Source organism: Mesorhizobium sp. M0145, assembly GCF_040322355.1.
Classification (GTDB): domain Bacteria; phylum Pseudomonadota; class Alphaproteobacteria; order Rhizobiales; family Rhizobiaceae; genus Mesorhizobium.
The window spans coordinates 203,582-221,430 of the sequence record NZ_JAMYTK010000005.1 but is presented as its reverse complement, the minus strand read 5'-3'; the positions used below and the strand labels follow the sequence as shown (position 1 = coordinate 221,430).

Sequence of the window (17,849 nt, the reverse complement as noted above, 5' to 3'; positions counted from 1 at the left end):
TGCGACTTCCCGCAAAACGAAAGCGACCGTAAATCTCTTGGAATTCTTGTCGATTTTGCGACAGGCGTTGGCGCTGGCGGGCCGTTTCGAATAGGGTGCATGGCTACGATCCGGCCAGAGACCGCAATATGCGGCCGCAAACGGATTTCAGGCCGGTGCAAGAGCCCGGCCGGAGTAAATCAGGCCAGAACGAAAGCCAGGGAAGAACGATTATGAGTGAGAACGCGCCGGTCGATCAGGAAGCGTCAAACGCACGGCGCGGGCGCGCTGCCAGCGGTGGCGCCGCAGCCCGACGGGCTGCACGTTCGGGCGGCGGCCCCGGCACACAGCTCACCTATATCAAGCGCAAGATCAACGTCTATGAAGTGCTGGACGAGGAAGGGCTGGCGCTGATCGAAAAGAACACCGACACGGTGCTGGAGGAGATCGGCATCATCTTCCGCGACGACGCCGAGGCGCTGCAGCTTTGGAAAGAGGCGGGCGCCGACGTCAAGGGCGAGCGGGTGCATTTCCCCAAGGGCCTCTGCCGCTCGCTGTTGAAGACCGCTCCGTCCGTCTATACCCAGCACGCCCGCAACGGCGAGCGCTCGGTGCAGATCGGCGGCAACGCGACAGTGTTCGCGCCGGTCTATGGACCGCCCTTCGTGCGCGATCTCGACGGCGTCAGGCGCTATGCGACGATCGAGGATTTCCGGAATTTCGTGAAACTCGCCTATATGGCGCCGTCGATCCATCATTCGGGCGGCACGGTTTGCGAGCCGGTCGACGTGCCGGTCAACAAACGGCATCTCGACATGGTCTACAGCCATATCAAATATTCGGACAAGCCGTTCATGGGCTCGGTGACCGCGCCCGAGCGCGCTGAAGATACGGTGGCGATGGCCAAGATCGTGTTTGGTGACGATTTCGTCGAGAACAACACGGTGCTGACCAGCCTGATCAATGCCAACTCGCCGATGGTCTTCGACGAGACCATGCTGGGAGCGCTGAAGGTCTATTCGCGCCACAATCAGGCCTGCATCGTCACGCCGTTCATCCTTGCCGGTGCGATGAGCCCGGTGACGGTCGCCGGCACGCTGACCCAGGTTTTGGCCGAGGTTCTGGCCGGGGCGTCGTTCACACAGCTGATCCGGCCGGGTGCGCCGGTGCTGTTCGGCACCTTCGCCTCGTCGATCTCAATGCAGTCTGGCGCGCCGACCTTCGGCACGCCGGAGCCGTCGCTTGTCTCGTATGGCGCCGCACAGCTTGCCCGTCGGCTCGGCCTGCCGTTTCGCACCGGCGGTTCGCTCTGTGCTTCAAAAATCCCCGATGCGCAGGCCGCCTACGAGAGCGCCAACACGCTCAACTCGACGATCCTCGCCGGCACCAACTTCGTGCTGCATTCGGCCGGCTGGCTCGAGGGCGGTCTCGCCTCCTGCTACGAAAAATTCATGATGGACATCGACCAGCTCGGCATGACGCAGAAGTTCTCCGAGGGTGTCGACCTGTCGGAAAACGGCCAGGCGATGGATGCCATCCGCCAGGTCGGCCCAGGCAGCCACTATCTCGGCTGCGATCACACCCAGGCCAATTTCCAGACCGCGTTCTACCGCTCCAACATCGCCGATAACAATTCCTACGAGCAGTGGCTGGCCGAAGGCGAAAAAACCGCGCCGCAGCGCGCCAACGAGCTCGCGCGCCGCTGGCTCGAAAGCTACGAGGCGCCGTATCTCGATCCGGGCATCGACGATGGGCTGAAGGACTTCATCGCCAGGAAGAAGTCGTCGATGGCCGACGCCTTCACCTGAAAGGAGCCCGAATCAGGCGGGGCTAAAGTCGCCAACATCATCCACAAGGAAGTCTGGCGGAGTGCCTTCTCCGACCCGGACAAGAAGGGGTGATCCCGAGCGCGGCATGACTGAAACCATCGCGGCAGCGCTTTCCGCCTCCGGCCTCATGCTTCGCGGCGGCTTCAATTTTGCAGGTGGTGAAGAAACACCCTCCGGTCTCTCCGGCGTCGCCGCCAAATCCGTGCTGCTGGTGGGGCAGGCGGGTGCCGCACCTTGGCCGCACTTCCTGCGCTGGTTGGAGAAACAGTCACAGCCGATCGACGATCCGCTCGACAGATGGTCGCGCGAAGTGATCGGCGCGGTGGCCGGAAAATTCGGGGCGCGCGCCGTGTCACCGTCCGACAGGCCTTATCTGCCGTTCCAGCAATGGGCGATGCGTGCGGAGGGGCTGAAGCCGTCGCCGCTCGGCATTCTCATGCATCCGAAATACGGGCTCTGGCATGCCTATCGCGGCGCGCTGCTGTTCGAAAATGAGATTGCGCTCCAAGAACCCCACGACGTGATTCACCTTTGCGATACATGTTTGGAAAAACCTTGCCTGAAATCCTGTCCGGTCGAGGCTTATTCTGCGAATGGTTTTGCACATGAAACCTGTCTGGCCCATGTGCGCGGGCAAAACGGCGCGCCCTGCCGGACCGGCGGCTGCCTCGAACGCAACGCCTGTCCTTACGCTACCGATTATCGCTATCCGGCCGAGGTTCAGGCCTTTCACATGGCAGCATTCGCGCGTCTGTAGCGTCGCCGAATGCCGCACGAAATCTTGAAGCAGATCGCCTCATTACAGCTTGCCGCGACGGTCACCGCGGGTATCTATCGCACGTCAGATCAACGGAGCGGATGATGGCCACGCAAGCGATGCAGATCAAGACAAGCGACGGCATTGCCAAGGCCCGGCTGTACCGTTCGGCGGCCCCAGCCAAGGCAGCGATCATCCTCTACATGGACGTTTTCGGTCCGCGACCGGCGCTTGATCAGATGGCGGAGCGGCTTACGGGCGAGGGCTATGCGGTGCTTGTGCCGGACCTTTTTTACCGCAATGCGCCCTACGGTCCGTTCGATCCCAAGACTGCGTTCGGCGACGAGAGGAGCAAGGCCGCCATCACAGGTCTCCTGGGCGGCACGACCCAGGAGATGACGATCCGCGACAGCGGCGCTTCCTCGATGTGCTCGCTGCCCAGGGCCTAACCGGGCCGGTCGGCATTGTCGGCTATTGCATGGGCGGAGCGCGGGCGCTGAACGCGGCGGCCAGCTATCCCGATCGCATCGCCGCCGCGGCCACTTTTCACGGCGGCAATCTGGCTGGTGACGCAGCCGACAGTCCGCATCGGAAGGCCGCCTCGGTCAAGGCAAGGGTCTATATCGGCACTGCCGGTGTGGACCGCAGCTTTCCGCCGGAGCAATCGGCGCGGCTGGCCGAAACACTGCGCGCCGCCGAGGTCGATCATGTCATAGAGAACTATGCCGGCATGGCGCATGGCTGGTGCATGCCGGACCATAGTGCCTTCGATGCAGCCGGCGCCGAACGCCACTGGAAGCGGCTGACGACGCTGTTTGCGGAGACGCTCGGCCAAGGCACGCCAACCATTACGACGTGACCGCCCGCCAAAAAATTCTTTCCATCGCCCCAAGGAACCGCCATTAGCCTTCGTCCAACAGGCAAATGATGGCGATGATGCTGGACGAAAGCGAAGCCTCCGACGCCGAACTGATCGAACGGGCGAAGGGCGGAGACCGGGGTGCTTTCGGCAAGTTGCTCGAAAGGCACTATGGTTTCGTCTATCGCGCCGCCTATCGTTGGTGCGGGAAAAAGGCCGACGCCGAGGACATCGCCCAGGAAGTCTGCGTCCGGCTCGGGCGGGCGATCCGCGACTATCACGGCAGCGGTGCCTTCACGACGTGGCTCTACACCATGACGCTGAATGCGGCGCGCGACATGATGCGCAAGACCGCCCGCGAGACGGTCAAGACCGAGGCTTATGGCGCCTATGCGCTAATTTCGGGGGAAATCTCGGCTGAGCCGGAAGACCCGGCCGAGGCGCTCTGGGCAGCGGTGCGCAAGCTGCCGGACAAGCAGCGCGATGCGGTGCTGCTGGTTTATGGCGAAGGGCTGAGCCACGCCGCCGCCGCCGAGGCGATGGCAATCTCGGAGACGACGGTTTCCTGGCACATCCATGAAGCGAAGAAACGGTTGAAGACGCTAATGCGTTCAGCCGGGGAAGTGTGACCATGGTCGACGACAACGAACTCAACAGACTGCGCGACATCGCGGCACCGGCGCCGGACGCGGACGCAAAGGCGCGTGCCCTCCAGGCCGCGCTGCGCGCCTATGACATGGACGAAAAAACTTTGCCGGCCGCCCAAGGATCGGTGAGCGGGCTTCGTCTCACAGAGCGAGCACAAAAGCTCTGGAGCGAAATCATGCAAAAGAAACTCTTCGCCACGCCGGCCATTGCCGGGCTCGTTGCCCTGCCGATCGCCGGATACGCTACCATGTACATGCTTGGGGAATCCAAATTCAGCGGGCCCGAATTCGGCGGGGATAAGATCACCGAAACGCTGGCCGACAAGCCGGCGACCGTCAAACCGCCGGTCGTGGCCGAAGCAGACAAGCAGAAGAAGGCGGACGCCGACAGCGAAAGCCGTAACGCCGGCGAGGCGCTTGTGGCGCCGACATCGCCGCCGAAAGCGGAATCGACCGCAGTCGGCGGGTTGACGCAGCAGGATGTGCTCAGCCGCAATGCACCTGAACCGGCGCAGAGCGGCGAGTTCGCGTTGGATGGGGGTGCAAGCTCCGCGGCTCCGGCAGTCGATGGCGGCGCGCGGGTCGGACGCGTGCCTGGCACGGTTGCCGAGCCCAAGCTGATGGCACAGCAGCCCGCCGCTGCGCCGGCCGACCAGATGCTGCCGCAAGAGGAAAACCGCGACCGCGTCGAGAATTTCAAGACCAATCCGGTGCACACCGCACTCGAAGATCCGGTCTCGACCTTCTCTATCGATGTCGACACCGCTTCCTATTCCTTCGTCCGGCGCTCGCTGAAGGAAGGTTTTATCCCGCAGGCCGATACGGTGCGCGTCGAGGAGATGATCAACTACTTCCCTTATGCCTGGAAGGGACCGGACTCCGCCTCGACGCCGTTCAACTCGACCGTCAGCGTCATGCCGACGCCGTGGAACGAGCACACCAGGCTGATGCATGTCGCCATCAAGGGTTTCGACGTGAAGCCGGCCGAGCAGCCCAGGGCCAATCTGGTCTTCCTGATCGATGTGTCGGGCTCGATGAACGAGCAGGACAAGCTGCCGCTCCTGCAGTCGGCCTTCCGGCTGCTGGTCAACAAGCTGAGACCTGACGACACCGTCTCGATCGTCACCTATGCGGGCGATGCCGGTACCGTGCTGGAGCCCACCAAGGCTTCGGAAAAGGACAAGATCCTCGCTGCCATCGACAATCTGACATCCGGCGGCTCGACGGCAGGCGAGGCCGGCATCAAGGAAGCCTACAGGCTGGCGCAGAAATCCTTCGTCAAGGACGGCATCAATCGGGTGATGCTCGCCACCGATGGCGACTTCAATGTCGGCCAGACCGACGACGACGACCTGAAGCGGCTGATCGAAAAGGAGCGCAAGACCGGCGTATTCCTGTCGGTGTTCGGCTTCGGCCGCGACAATCTGAACGACCAGATGATGCAGACCATCGCCCAGAACGGCAATGGTACTGCTGCCTACATCGATACGTTGGCGGAGGCCGAGAAGGTGCTGGTCGAGGATGCCTCCTCGACACTGTTCACCATCGCCAAGGACGTGAAGATCCAGGTCGAGTTCAACCCGAACAAGGTCTCGGAGTACCGACTGATTGGCTACGAAACCCGCGCCTTGAACCGAGAGGATTTCAACAATGACCGGGTCGATGCCGGCGAGATCGGCTCAGGTCATTCAGTCACCGCGATCTACGAGATCACGCCTAAGGGCAGCGGCGGCGAACAGATCGACCAGCTGCGCTACGGCCAGGCCTCGGTGAACAATGGCGGTGTCAACAATGCCGACGAATATGCTTTCGTCAAGATCCGCTACAAGCTGCCGAACGAGGACACCTCGAAGCTGATCACCACGCCGGTAACGTCAGCCAACGAGGTGGCGTCGTTCGACCAGGCCAGCACCGACCAGCGTTTCTCCGTTGCCGTTGCTGCCTTCGGCCAGAAGCTGCGCGACGAGGATGCGACCGCGAAGTTCGGCTACGACAAGATCATGGAGATTGCCACCGCCGCCAGAGGAGCCGACCCGTTTGGATACCGGTCCGAGTTCCTCTCGCTTGTGCGCCTTGCCTCGGCGCTCGGCGGTAACCGGTAGTGGCAATGACGGCCGGTTTCTTTCAGATGGGATCGTTCTGATAGGGGGAGCCGGCCTACGGGCGGGTGAGGCAGGCCGGCGAGGGAAACCTTGCCGGCCTTTTTTCGCGGCCGCACTGCTTCGCGCGGACCATGTCGCAGACGAAAGCGTCAGGCGCGTCCGCGGCGCCGCTCGCGGCGGGCTTCGCTGGTCTCGGCGACGTTGACCGTAGCCTGCTTGTTGCGCATCGGGCCGATGCGTTCGACGATCTGCTCGACGGTCGGGCGATCCGACTTGGTGTGCGCATCGAGCGCCTTGCGCATGGCGGCGAGGTGCTGGAACGAGGTGCCGCAGCAGCCGCCGACGATTTTGGCGCCGGCATCGACGGCGAGGCGCACATAGTCGGCCATCAGCTCGGGTGTGCCGGAATAGTAGATCTCGGCACCGCGAAATTCGGGAATGCCGCAATTGCCCTTGACGATCACCGTTGCTTCCGGCTTCGCCTCGGTCATGTCGAGCAGCGAAGCGAGAATGTCGGAGGCGCCGACACCGCAATTGGCGCCGACACCGAGCGGTGTCTGCGACAGGCCATCGACGACGCCGTGGATGTCCTTCGGCAGCAGTCCCATCATGGTGCGGCCGGCGGTGTCGAAGGAGCCGGTATAGGTATAGGGCAAGCCGACGCGGATGGCGGCTTCGGCGGCGGCGCGGATTTCGTCAGGCGCCGACATGGTTTCGATCCAGGCGACTTCGGCGCCGCCGGCCTTCAGCCCCTCAATCTGCTCGGCAAAGGCTTCGACCGCCTCGTCATAGGTCATGGCGCCGAGCGGCACCAGCAGCTCGCCGGTCGGGCCAACGGAGCCGGCCACGATCACCTTGCGGCCAGCGTTGCCGGCGACGGCGCTTGCGATCTCGGCCGCGCGCTTGTTCAGCGCATAGACGCGGTCCTGCGCGTGGTGCAGCTTGAGCCGATGGCGGGTGCCGCCAAAAGAGTTGGTCAGGATGATGTCGGCGCCGGCATCGACAAAGTTCTGGTGCAGGCTGGTGATGGTGTCGGGCGCGGTCTCGTTCAAGATCTCGGGAGCCTCTCCGGCCTCAAGGCCCATGGCGAACAGATTGGTGCCGGTGGCGCCATCGGCGAGCAGGACGCCCTTTTCGGCAAGCAGAGCGTCGATCGGATTGGTCATGTGAAAATACGCCTTCCCGGAAGAATAACTGAGATAAGGATATAAAGAATTCTTTATGTGCCGTCAATGTCGGCACGTAGAGCAACCGGTCAAAATTGCATCTCCGCCAGCTTTCGTGTGAAGCTGGCCGCTTCATGCGCGTTGACGTCCGCGGCACGGATCAGATTGTCGAAATGGCTGGTCAGGGTGCGGATCGGCTGCGTGGCGTTCAGCACCAGATACATGTCGCCGACGTAAATGGCGGCGCGATAGGGCCCGAAGATGGTGTAGGGGATCGAATAGCGCATCCGCCCGTCATAGAGAAACAGGCGGAAGGTGGGATAGAGGTCGTCGAGCAGCGTCGCCATATGGAGGAGCTGCTGGTGGCGGTCGGCCTCCGGAAAGCGGTCCCACACGCCCAGCCCACGCGCGAAGATCTCCAGCGTGTGGCGCGGCATACAGACTTCCATGTCGGTTTCGGGCCGTCGGTTGTAGTCGATGCGGTACTGCGTTTCGCCGGCCTGTGCCTCGCGGCTCTTGTTGGCGATGACGGCTTCGTAGTCGACAAGCGCCTCGGTGCGCAGAAGATCGGGAATGCCGGCCGGCACGTAGCGGATTTTCGTTCCCGCCGCCTCGGCATGCCAGCGAGCCAGCAGCGTGCGGTCGAAGCCGTCCGGCGCCTCCTCGATCTCAAGGCTCTCGCGGATTTCGCCGGTAACACCCTCGTCGTGGCTGAGGCCGAGCAGCCAGTCGAGCGAGACTTTGAATTCGGCGGCGATGTTGAGCAGCGTTTCGGCGCGGGGAAGGCGGGTCGAGGCGCCGGAGAGCAGCTGCGACAGTGCCGAACGGTCGATGCCAACCGCGGCGGCGAAGGCTGATTGGTTCAAATCGGACCTTGTCAAGAGCATTTTCAGGCGCTCGCGAAAGATCGTCGACAGGTTGCGCTTGTCCAAATCGCCACCCCATTCAATAGGAGGAAAAAGTTGCGCTGAAAGCCGCGAACGCGGGCTTCAGGCGTAAATGAATCCTGTTGGTTGTTTACAATACATAACATATGCAGCTGAAAATGCGCAATCGCAACAGGTTGTGCGCTTTATCGCGTTGCGCCGACGCAACGCTCCTGACACAATGTTGTCAGGAATCAAACGGGTTCCGGCGACTGGAAGGCAGTGGTCGATAGCATGACGAGCATGGGCAACAGGCGACACGGCGCAGCGACCATCGAATGGCCGACCGTATTTCTCGCACTTCTCTGCTACGGCGGCTGGCTCGCTACCGGCTTCCTGCTCTGGCCCTCTTACCCGCTGCTGGCACTCGTCTTTCTGACCCTGATTGCGGCGCTGCAATCCTCGCTGATGCACGAGGTCCTGCACGGCCACCCAACCCGGAATGCGCGGCTCAATGAAGCCCTTGTTTTCCTGCCGATTGGCCTTGTCTGGCCGTTTCGCCGATTCAAGACCATTCATCTGCGCCACCATGCAGACGAGCGCCTGACCGATCCGCTCGATGATCCCGAAAGCTATTACAAGGCTCTCTGGCAGCACGAGGAGCTGCCGTCGGCGATGAAATTCCTGCTGAAGGTCAACAACACGATGATCGGGCGTTTGGTGCTAGGCCCGTGGCTTTCCTGCATCGGCTTTTTCATCGACGACGCCAGGCAGGTTGCCGCGGGCGACAATTCCATCCGCAAGGCATGGCTGCTGCATGCGATCGGCCTCGTCGTGGTGCTGCCTGTCGTGCAGTTCGGCTTCGGCATGCCGTTATGGCTCTACATACTGGTGCCGGTGTGGCTTGGGCAGTCGCTGATTTCGATCCGCACCTACGCCGAGCACCAATGGTCTGAACATCCGGAAGGCCGCACGATCATCGTCGAGCGCTCGCAGCTGTCCTTCCTGTTCCTCAACAACAATCTGCATTTCGTCCATCACAAGAGCCCGACGGTGGCCTGGTACAGGCTGCCGAAGGTGTTTCGCGACCGCCGTGACGAATGGCTGCGGATGAACAATGGCTACGCCTATCCGAACTATTTCGCGCTGCTCAAGGCCTATGCCTTCAAGGCGAAGGAGCCGGTCGTCCATCCCGTGCTGCGGCGCATGCCGGAACCAGGACGCGCATTCAAGCCGCGCGTCAGGGCACGCAGCCTCAATGGGCTTGGCAGCGCACCGGTACCCGCCGAGCCGCCGAAAGAATGATTCTTGCGTTGTTGCAGGCGGTGCCGCGCGGACGACGCTTTCCTGACCTTGTCAATTTCCCCGCATAACGGTCAAATCCCGGCATGAGCGAATTCATTGCGGCTTTGCCGATGTACGACTGGCCGGAAGCGCGGGACGATGTCGACGCGCAATGGGCGCGGCTGCGCGATGCTTTCAGACAAAAAGGCATCGATGCGCCGGAGACGATCATCCGCCGCACCGGCGATTTGCCCCCCGTGCCTGGCGGTATTCGCGATGATCAGGGAAAACCCATCGCGCCCGATCCGGCGACATTGCCGCCGGACGAACTGGATTTTCACCAGCTCTGGCTGCATCCGGCGCTGCTCTTTGCGCAAACCTGCTGGGGACCGATGGAACTCGGCCTGTCGCAGCGTGTCCAGCTCGTCGGCCAGCCGCGTTACGACGCCTTCGAGGGTGGACAGGGCGAACTCTATTCGAGCGCCATCGTCATGAGGGCGGGCGAGGCACCGCCGGCAAGGGCGCCGGCCGACGGCGGTGCCGTCATTCCGCTCGATCAGCTTCGCAGCAAGCGCTTCACCTTCAACAGCCTCGATTCCATGTCGGGCATCATCGCGCCAGCCCGCGACTTGCAAGCATTGGGCGAGAGTTTGGATATCTTTTCCGCGCTGAGCGAAAGCTGTGGGCACCGTGCTTCGATCGTTGCCGTTGCCGAGGGCAGGGCGGACGTCGCGGCGATCGATTGCGAGAGCTGGGCGCTGGCGCAGCGTTTCGAGCCGGCGGCGCAGAAGGTGACGGTCGTCGGCTGGACAAGGCGGCGCAAAGGCTTGCCGTTCATCACCGCCAGGACGACGCCGGAAACGATCGTCGCCGCGATGCGCGAGGCGATCGCAGCGCTCACGTAAAGCGCGTCGCGTTCGGTCGGCCTCATGCGACGCGCTTTAGATTCTTGTTTTATGCATGTCGTTATCGCAAAGCCGCTGCACACTTTGCGCGACATGCATTAGCGTCGCTCAGCCGCCAAGTAGCCGATTGTCGAGCGGGTAGGTCGAAAGCTTCTCGTTGCCGGTTTCAGTGATCAGGATCTGTTCTTCGATCTTGACGCCTTCGTAGCCGCCAAGCCGACCGATATAGCTCTCGACGCACAGCACCATGCCAGGTTCGAGCACTCCGTCCGGTGTGTCGTCGGTCCAGTCGCTAGCATGCGGCAAAGTCGGGTATTCGTCGGCAAGGCCGACGCCGTGATAGAGCACCCCGTAACGGGCCGGGAAGCAGTCTCCCGGTGGCACTGACGAGCCCTCGACGAGGTCGCGGAACGATATGCCCGGCCGCATCAGCTCCGTGTTGTGGGCGATCTGGTCGGCGGCGATGCGGAACAGGTCGCGCTGCTCCTGCGACGGCGGCGCGTCACCGCAAAGCCAGGTGCGCGAAAGGTCGGCGCAGAAGCCGTAAGGACCGATCAGGTCGGTGTCGAAAGCGACGAGCTCGCCGGCCTCGATCGCCCGCGACGAACACTCCTGGAACCATGGATTGGTGCGCGGACCCGACGACAGGAGCCGGGTTTCGATCCATTCGCCGCCGCGCGCGATGTTGCCGCGATGGAGTTCGGCCCACAATTCGTTCTCGGAGATGCCAGGCCTCAGCGCCTTCTCCATCTCGCCCATTGCCGCCTCGCAAGCGGCGATCGCCCGGCGCATGGCAAGGATCTCGTCGGGTGATTTTATCAGCCGCGCATTTTCCATCACCGCCTCGCCATTGCCGGTCGAGATGCCGAGGCGGGCGAGCTCTTCGATGCCCTCGGGATTGATATGGTCGACGGCGATACGGCGATTGTCGCCACCATGTTCCAATACCAGCTCGGCGATGCCGGCTGCCCAGCGGCGGACTTTTTGACCGGTCAGCTCGCCGCTGTACAGATAAGCCCACGACACCGCCGGCCGCACCTCGTCGACGACGCCGGAATGATCGGAAAGGTGCTCGCAGGAGAAATAGTCGAACAGCACCACCGGGCCATCGGTGGCAACGAAACAATGCCTGGTCCGATTGTGTGAGACCCAGAGCTGCATGTTGGTCGCATCCGTTGCGTAGCGGATGTTGACCGGATCGTAGAGCAGGGCTCCCGCATAGTCGCGGCGCTTCAGCTCGGCGCGGATGCGCTCGAGCCGGTATCGGCGCATGGCGGGCAGGTCAGGAGCAGCAATGCCCGCCGCCTGCCATTCGGCTTCCGCCAGCGCTCCATAGCCCAGCGCATGCTGGTTGAGTTCAGCGGCCTTCAGCCGCGATTTTTTGTGCAGCACATCATTCGAGCCGTCGGGCTCGAACGGCATGATCTTGCGGTGATGACGGGGCCGGTCAGTCGGGTTCCTGTCCACCCTCGGCTCCTCCGCTAACGCCTTCCTTGGGCGCCGTGGCTTCTCCCACCGCCATTCTCTTCAATCTTACATAGGCGCCGGCCCGGGCGGACTTGCCGGTGCCGCGCAACAGCGGAACCATCATTTGCCGTGGTTGGCCGTCCGGCTCATAGCCGGCCGCTTTGAGCTGCTCCAAAATGACCGGACGCGGATCGTCTCGGTCAAGCCAGACGAGTACGGCTGGCTCCTGCATCAGCGTTTCGAAATTAGGCACTTCCTGGTCAAGTGCGACCAGTTTTTCGTCGACCAACCGCAGGTTTCCGACCCATGCACCATCAGATATTGCGGTTTTGACCGGTCCGTCCGCAGTCAGCTGGCGATAGAGGGCGGGGTAATCCACGCGGATCATCCGCGAGAGGCCACTGGTCCCGTTTATCTGGACGTACCAGGTGGCGGGCGCGAGCAGCACGGCGATGATCGCTCCAGCCGCGATCACCAGAAGCTGCGCATTCCTGCCCCGCGGCGCCAGCCGTTCCATTGTAGCGACGATGGCCAGCGGCAAGATGAACAGGACGGGCAGCAGCCAGCGGTCCTTGACCACCGTCACGCCGGTGGCAAGTACAAGTATTGCCAGCATGGCCAAGCCGAGCGCCAAAGTACGCCACAACAGAATTTCCCTTGCCGGACCTTTCGGGTGCCGCTCGGAGAAACGGAACTTCGCCAGCCAGAAAGTGAGGGCGGAAACGAGAACGGGCAAGACCGCGAAATTGAAGGTGCCCATGATAAACTTGCCGGCGCCGACAAAGGCCGCCGCCACGCGCCCTTGTTGCGCGTCTATTCCGAACTTCTCGCCTCTCGACAATAAATCGGCGGGATGCATGAGGCTCCAATAGGTGGTTGGCGCCAGCACCAATATCGCGACTGCTATGCTGATGGCGAACTTCGGATCGAGGATCGCGCCGCGCCATTCGCGCAGCGACAGCACGGCCGCAACAAGGGCCACCACGAGGAAGACATCATTATATTTGGCAAGAATTGCCGCCGCCGTGGCCAGGCCAAACGCCGCATAGGCGATCATGCTTCGCCGCTCGAGAAGATAGGCCATGGCCAGCAGGAGCAGCGAGCAGAAGCCGACGACGGCGACGGAATGCGACAAGGCGCGCTGCGATTCCCAGACGATCTGCGGGATCGTAAACAGGCCGAACATGGCCGCCGCCGCTGTCGCTTTGGTGTAGCCGAACCGCCGCATGGCGGCGAACACGCTGCAGGCGGCAAGGAACAGCACGGAGTATTTGACGAGCTTCAGCGTGAAGATACTGGTGCCGAAAACATGCGCGGCCAGCCAGTTGATCCAGGTGTACAGGGGTGGTTGCGAGCCGCCATATCCAGCCCAGAGATACGGAACATAGATCAGCTGCTCCGCATCATCGATGCCGACGCCGGTTCCCGCCCAAGAGCTCAACAGGGACAGTATGATGGTCTGCAAGGCAAAGTAAGCCGCGACCATGATGATCGCCGCCGGGAAGGGGCCGATCCGTCCCTCGGCCAGCCACTCGGCCCATCTCAGATTGTACTTCAATGAAATCTCATCGCACTTGCCAGCAGAGTGTTGCCGGCTGCGCTAGCATGAAGAGTATGCTCCGCACAATGCGACCGGCTGGCTGCGCCTACGTCCTCATCTTTTCGCCGCTCGGGTCGAAGGGCGGCTCGACATTGATGCGTGCCGGCCGCCGTTGCCCGAGGATTTCGATCTCGAACAGCCCGGCGCTCTCGTTCTCGGCAAGCGCTGCCGGTACATAGCCTTGCGCCATCGACTTCTCGACATAATGCGCATAGCCGCCGGAGGTGACCCAGCCGACCACGCGCCAGTCGCCGTCGACAATGCCGCGCACGGCAGACGCGCCTTCGGCGGCGTTCGAGCCGCGCACTTCCTTGCCGCCCGCGTCGAAGCGCGGCGCGCCATAGCCATGCGGCTTTTCCACGGTGCCGTAATCCTTGCCGCCGACCTTGGCCCAGATCGGCTCGTCGCCCATGACGTCTGCATCCGCGGCATCGACGATGAAGGAGACACGGCGCAGTTTCGGCCCTTCTGCCTGTTCCTTGGCCGCTGCTTCCCGGCCGATGAAGTCGTTCTTCTCTAGCTTGATGAAGCGGTCCATCGAGCCTTCGAACGGTCCGTAGATCGGACGTAACTCGCGGAACCAGGTCGGGAAGTTCTTCTCAAGGCGCATCGAGAGCAAAGCCCGCATGCCGAAATCGACAAGGCCAAACTCTTCGCCAGCCTCCTTGATCGCCTTGTAGACCAGGCGCTGGTAGGCAGGCGCCATCCAGATCTCATAGCCGAGGTCGCCGGTGTAGGTGATCCGGTTGACCATGCAGGGCGCTCCGCCGACCGCCATCTCGCGGAAATCCATGAAGCGGAAGGCCTTGGTCGAGATGTCGACATCGACCAGTTTCTGCAGCAGGTCGCGGGATTTCGGCCCGGCGATCGACAACCCGACCAGCGTCTGGTCGAAGCGGTGGATGCGCACCTCTGACGCCCTTGGACCGTCCTTCGGCAGATGCTTCTCGAACCAGCGCATGTGGTATTTTTGCGCTGCCGAAGAACCCCATATCATGAAGCGGTCTTCCCCACCCCTTGGGCCCGCCTTGGCAATGGTGAAGTCCCCGATCAGCCGGCCGAACTCGTTCAGCATGGGCGTCAGCACGATGCGGCCGGTCTTCGGCATGCGATTGGTCATCAGGCGGTTGAGGAAGTCCTCGGCCCCTGGCCCGGAGACTTCGTATTTGGCGAAGTTGGCGATCTCGGTGACGCCGACCCTCTCGCGAGTGGCGCGCACTTCCTCGCCGATCGGGCGGAAATCATTGGAGCGGTGGAAGGACACGACGTCCTTCGGCTCCGAGCCTTTCGGCGCGAACCAGAGTGGGGTTTCGAGACCCCAGCTGTCGCCCATGACGGCGTTGTTGGCGAGCATGGTGTCGTAAAGCGGGGTCGTCTGCGCTGGTCTTGCCGCCGGTAATTCCTCGTTGGGAAAGCGGATGGAGAAGCGGCGCGAATAATTTTCGCGGACCTTTGCGTTGGTATACCGCAGCGTTGCCCATTCGCCGAAGCGTGCAACGTCCATGCCCCAGACGTCGAAGCCGGGGTCGCCATGGACCATCCAGTTCGACAGCGCCAGGCCGACGCCGCCGCCCTGGCTGAAGCCGGCCATGACGGCGCAGGCGCACCAGAAATTGGTCAGGCCCTGCACCGGGCCGACCAGCGGGTTGCCGTCCAGCGCGAAGGTGAAGGGGCCGTTGATGATCTGCTTGATGCCGGCCTTTTCGATGCCGGGGAAATGCTTGAAGCCGATCTCGAGCGACGGCGCGATGCGGTCGATGTCGGGCTGCAGCAGCTCGTGGCCGAAATCCCACGGCGTGTTGACCGGCGACCACGGCTTGCAGGCCTTTTCATAGGTGCCGAGCAGGATGCCGTTGCGTTCCTGGCGGGTATAGATCTCGCCCTTGAAATCGAGCACGCCAATCATCTCGCGGCCGGTCGACTTGTTGAATTCCTCGACCTCCGGCATCGGCTCGGTTAGCAGATACATGTGCTCCATGGCCAGCACCGGCAGTTCGACGCCGACCATGCGACCGATCTCGCGCGCCCACAGGCCGCCGCAGTTGACCACATGCTCGGCTTTGACTGTGCCTTGCTCAGTGACGACGTTCCAGGTGCCGTCGACCTCCTGCGTCAGTTCCACGACGCGGTTGCGCAGTACGATCTCGGCGCCTAGCTTCCTGGCGGCCTTGGCATACGCATGGGTGGTGCCGGAAGGGTCGAGATGGCCCTCGACTGGATCCCACATGGCGCCGACGAAATTCGTCTCGTCCATCAGCGGGAACATCGCCTTGGCTTCGGACGGCGTGATCAGTTCGGTGTCCATGCCGAGATAGCGGCCCTTGGCGTGGGCGAGCCGCAAGAAGTCCATGCGCTCGGGCGTGTCGGCCATCATCACGCCGCCGGTCAGGTGCAGCGAGCAGGATTGGCCGGAAATCTCCTCGATCTCTTTGTAAAGCTGCACCGTATAGGCCTGCAGCTTGGCGACGTTGGGATCGCCGTTCAGCGTATGGAAGCCGCCCGCCGCATGCCAGGACGAGCCGGAAGTGAGCTCCGAACGCTCGATCAGCATGATGTCGGTCCAGCCGGCCTTGGCCAGATGATAGAGCACCGAGCAGCCAACGACCCCGCCGCCGATGACAACCGCTTTTGCATGAGATTTCATGAAGATAGATCCGTTTTTGAAGAGATTGAATCGAGTGAGCGGGGCGCGAAAACAAAGCGGAGATCGGATACAGCGATGTTTCCGGCCAGCCTGCCATCAAGACGGAGTGGGGGTCGACTACTCATCAGATGATCAGAAATCGGTCGGCGCGCCGCCTTCGGCCCGGCGCTTGTCGACGAAAGCGTTGAGCTCCTCCCGGATTGCCGGATCCATGTAAGGCTCTTCATAGGACGCCAGCCGTTCCTTCCAGACGCGATTGGCCTTTTCGAGTGCCGTCGGCGACCCGGCCTCCGCCCAAGTCTCGAAATTGCGCCAGTCCGAGATAATAGGCGCATAGAACGCGGTCTTGTAGCGGTCCTGCGTGTGCTGGGTGCCGAAGAAATGGCCGCCGGGGCCGACGGACTGTATGGCGTCGAAACCGAGTGCTTCCTCGGAAAGATCGAGCGGCGTCAGGAACTCGGCGACCATCTGCAACAGGTCTATATCGAGGATGGTCTTCTCGTAGGAGCAGCGCAGGCCGCCTTCGAGCCAGCCGGCGGCATGCATCATCAGATTGCCGCCGCCCTGGATGGCGCCCCAAAGCGAGAACACGCTTTCATAGGCGGCTTGCGCGTCGACCGTGTTGGCGGCGCAGGTGTTGGAGGTGCGGTAGGGGATGTTGTAGCGGCGGGCGAGTTGGCCGCCGACCAGCTGGGCCTTCATGTATTCCGGCGTGCCGAAGGCCGGCGCGCCGGACTTCATGTCGACATTCGAGGTGAAGCCGCCATAGCCGACAGGCGCGCCCTTGCGCACCATCTGCGCGAAGGCGATGCCGGACAGCGCCTCGGCATTCTGCTGCACCAGCGCGCCGGCAATCGTCACCGGCGCCATGGCGCCGGACAGGGTGAACGGCGTCACGATGACCACCTGGCCCTTGCTCGACATCTGGATGATGCCTTCCATCATCGGCACGTCGAGCTTGAGCGGCGAATTGGTGTTGATGATGGTGAATACCGACGGCTCTGAAAGCAACTGCTCATGGCTGATGCCACGTGCGATCCTGGTGATCTCGATGCCGTCGACGTTGCGCTCCTTGCCGAGCGAATAGATGTGGAACATCTTGTCGGTCAGCGTGGCGAGGTCACGGATGCATTCGAGGTGGCGGACGGACGGATGGATGTCGATCGGCTCGACCGGATAACCGCCCGTGCAGTTCAATATGTTGTGCATCTGCGCAAGCTTGAGGAAGTTGCGGTAGTCCTGCTGGTTGCCCGGCCGGCGGCCGCGGTCGACGTCGGAGCAATTGGGCGCCGACGCCATCATCGAGATGATCAGATTATCGCCGCCGAAGCGCACGTTGTGCGCCGGGTTGCGGGCGTGGATGGTGAATTCCGGCGGGCAGTGCGCAACCAGTTCCAGGATCATGTCACTGTCGAAGCGCACCCGCTCGCTGCCTTCGCGGACATCGGCGCCATGCGCCTTCATAATGCGCCGGGCTTCGTCATGCAGCACGTCGACGCCGATTTCCCGCAGCACGCGCAGAGAGGCGAGGTGGATAGATTCCAGCTCGTCGTCGGAAACCAGCCGGGTCGGCGCCAGCGGGTTCTTCAACTGCCGAAACGGCGGCTGCTCGAACGCCGCCGATCCGCCGGCACGCTTTCCCGCGCGGCCGCCGCGACGGGCGCGGTCGTTTGCCAATGCGGGTTCGGCGGGCTGAAGGGCGGCGGTCATGATAGTCCTCGTACGCTGCGGCAATGCGGCGGCA

The 17,849-nt window shown here is 62.6% G+C and carries 12 protein-coding genes and 1 pseudogene; 7 read left to right on the top strand and 6 right to left on the bottom strand.

Going from position 1 to position 17,849, the window contains the following annotated elements:
* Window positions 1-212: 212 nt before the first annotated feature.
* The 5 genes and pseudogenes from NKJ28_RS11675 to NKJ28_RS11655 all read left to right on the top strand — a co-directional run bounded on the left by NKJ28_RS11675 (window position 213) and on the right by NKJ28_RS11655 (window position 6,173).
* Window positions 213-1,787 (top strand): trimethylamine methyltransferase family protein, encoded by a 1,575-nt coding sequence (locus NKJ28_RS11675; RefSeq protein ID WP_352587662.1) that lies wholly within the window; start codon window positions 213-215, stop codon window positions 1,785-1,787.
* A gap of 148 nt (window positions 1,788-1,935) precedes the next feature.
* A complete protein-coding gene (locus NKJ28_RS11670; RefSeq protein WP_352587665.1) occupies window positions 1,936-2,565 on the top strand; it encodes a hypothetical protein in 630 nt (209 codons plus the stop codon).
* A gap of 104 nt (window positions 2,566-2,669) precedes the next feature.
* A pseudogene (locus NKJ28_RS11665) lies at window positions 2,670-3,424 on the top strand (dienelactone hydrolase family protein).
* Between the two features lie 68 nt (window positions 3,425-3,492).
* Window positions 3,493-4,053, top strand: coding sequence for an RNA polymerase sigma factor (locus NKJ28_RS11660; RefSeq protein WP_352635632.1), 561 nt, complete (start codon window positions 3,493-3,495; stop codon window positions 4,051-4,053).
* Between the two features lie 2 nt (window positions 4,054-4,055).
* A complete protein-coding gene (locus NKJ28_RS11655) occupies window positions 4,056-6,173 on the top strand; it encodes a vWA domain-containing protein (protein ID WP_352635630.1) in 2,118 nt (705 codons plus the stop codon).
* A gap of 149 nt (window positions 6,174-6,322) precedes the next feature.
* Here NKJ28_RS11655 and bmt read toward each other — a convergent pair whose 3' ends face one another.
* Both bmt and NKJ28_RS11645 read right to left on the bottom strand, forming a co-directional pair.
* Window positions 6,323-7,339, bottom strand: a complete 1,017-nt coding sequence (gene bmt, locus NKJ28_RS11650) for a betaine--homocysteine S-methyltransferase (RefSeq protein ID WP_352635628.1) — start codon at window positions 7,337-7,339, stop codon at window positions 6,323-6,325.
* An 89-nt stretch (window positions 7,340-7,428) separates the two neighbouring features.
* Window positions 7,429-8,271: a helix-turn-helix domain-containing protein gene (locus tag NKJ28_RS11645; protein ID WP_352635626.1), complete on the bottom strand. Its 843-nt coding sequence runs from the start codon at window positions 8,269-8,271 to the stop codon at window positions 7,429-7,431.
* 228 nt (window positions 8,272-8,499) lie between these two features.
* On the opposite strand from NKJ28_RS11645, the gene NKJ28_RS11640 reads away from it, so the two are divergent.
* Window positions 8,500-9,510: a fatty acid desaturase gene (locus NKJ28_RS11640; RefSeq protein ID WP_352635624.1), complete on the top strand. Its 1,011-nt coding sequence runs from the start codon at window positions 8,500-8,502 to the stop codon at window positions 9,508-9,510.
* 83 nt (window positions 9,511-9,593) lie between these two features.
* Window positions 9,594-10,394 carry a phosphate/phosphite/phosphonate ABC transporter substrate-binding protein gene (locus NKJ28_RS11635; protein WP_023676497.1) on the top strand — a complete coding sequence of 267 codons (801 nt, stop codon included), beginning with the start codon at window positions 9,594-9,596 and terminating at the stop codon, window positions 10,392-10,394.
* 108 nt (window positions 10,395-10,502) lie between these two features.
* Here NKJ28_RS11635 and NKJ28_RS11630 read toward each other — a convergent pair whose 3' ends face one another.
* From NKJ28_RS11630 to NKJ28_RS11615, 4 genes are all read right to left on the bottom strand, one after another.
* Window positions 10,503-11,816, bottom strand: coding sequence for a M24 family metallopeptidase (locus NKJ28_RS11630; protein ID WP_352635686.1), 1,314 nt, complete (start codon window positions 11,814-11,816; stop codon window positions 10,503-10,505).
* 25 nt (window positions 11,817-11,841) lie between these two features.
* On the bottom strand, window positions 11,842-13,419 hold the full coding sequence (locus NKJ28_RS11625) for an ArnT family glycosyltransferase (protein ID WP_352635622.1): 1,578 nt from the start codon (window positions 13,417-13,419) through the stop codon (window positions 11,842-11,844).
* Window positions 13,420-13,507: 88 nt separating this feature from the next.
* On the bottom strand, window positions 13,508-16,105 hold the full coding sequence (locus tag NKJ28_RS11620) for a GcvT family protein (protein WP_352635620.1): 2,598 nt from the start codon (window positions 16,103-16,105) through the stop codon (window positions 13,508-13,510).
* A 132-nt stretch (window positions 16,106-16,237) separates the two neighbouring features.
* Window positions 16,238-17,815 carry a trimethylamine methyltransferase family protein gene (locus tag NKJ28_RS11615; RefSeq protein ID WP_352587675.1) on the bottom strand — a complete coding sequence of 526 codons (1,578 nt, stop codon included), beginning with the start codon at window positions 17,813-17,815 and terminating at the stop codon, window positions 16,238-16,240.
* Window positions 17,816-17,849 lie beyond the last annotated feature (34 nt).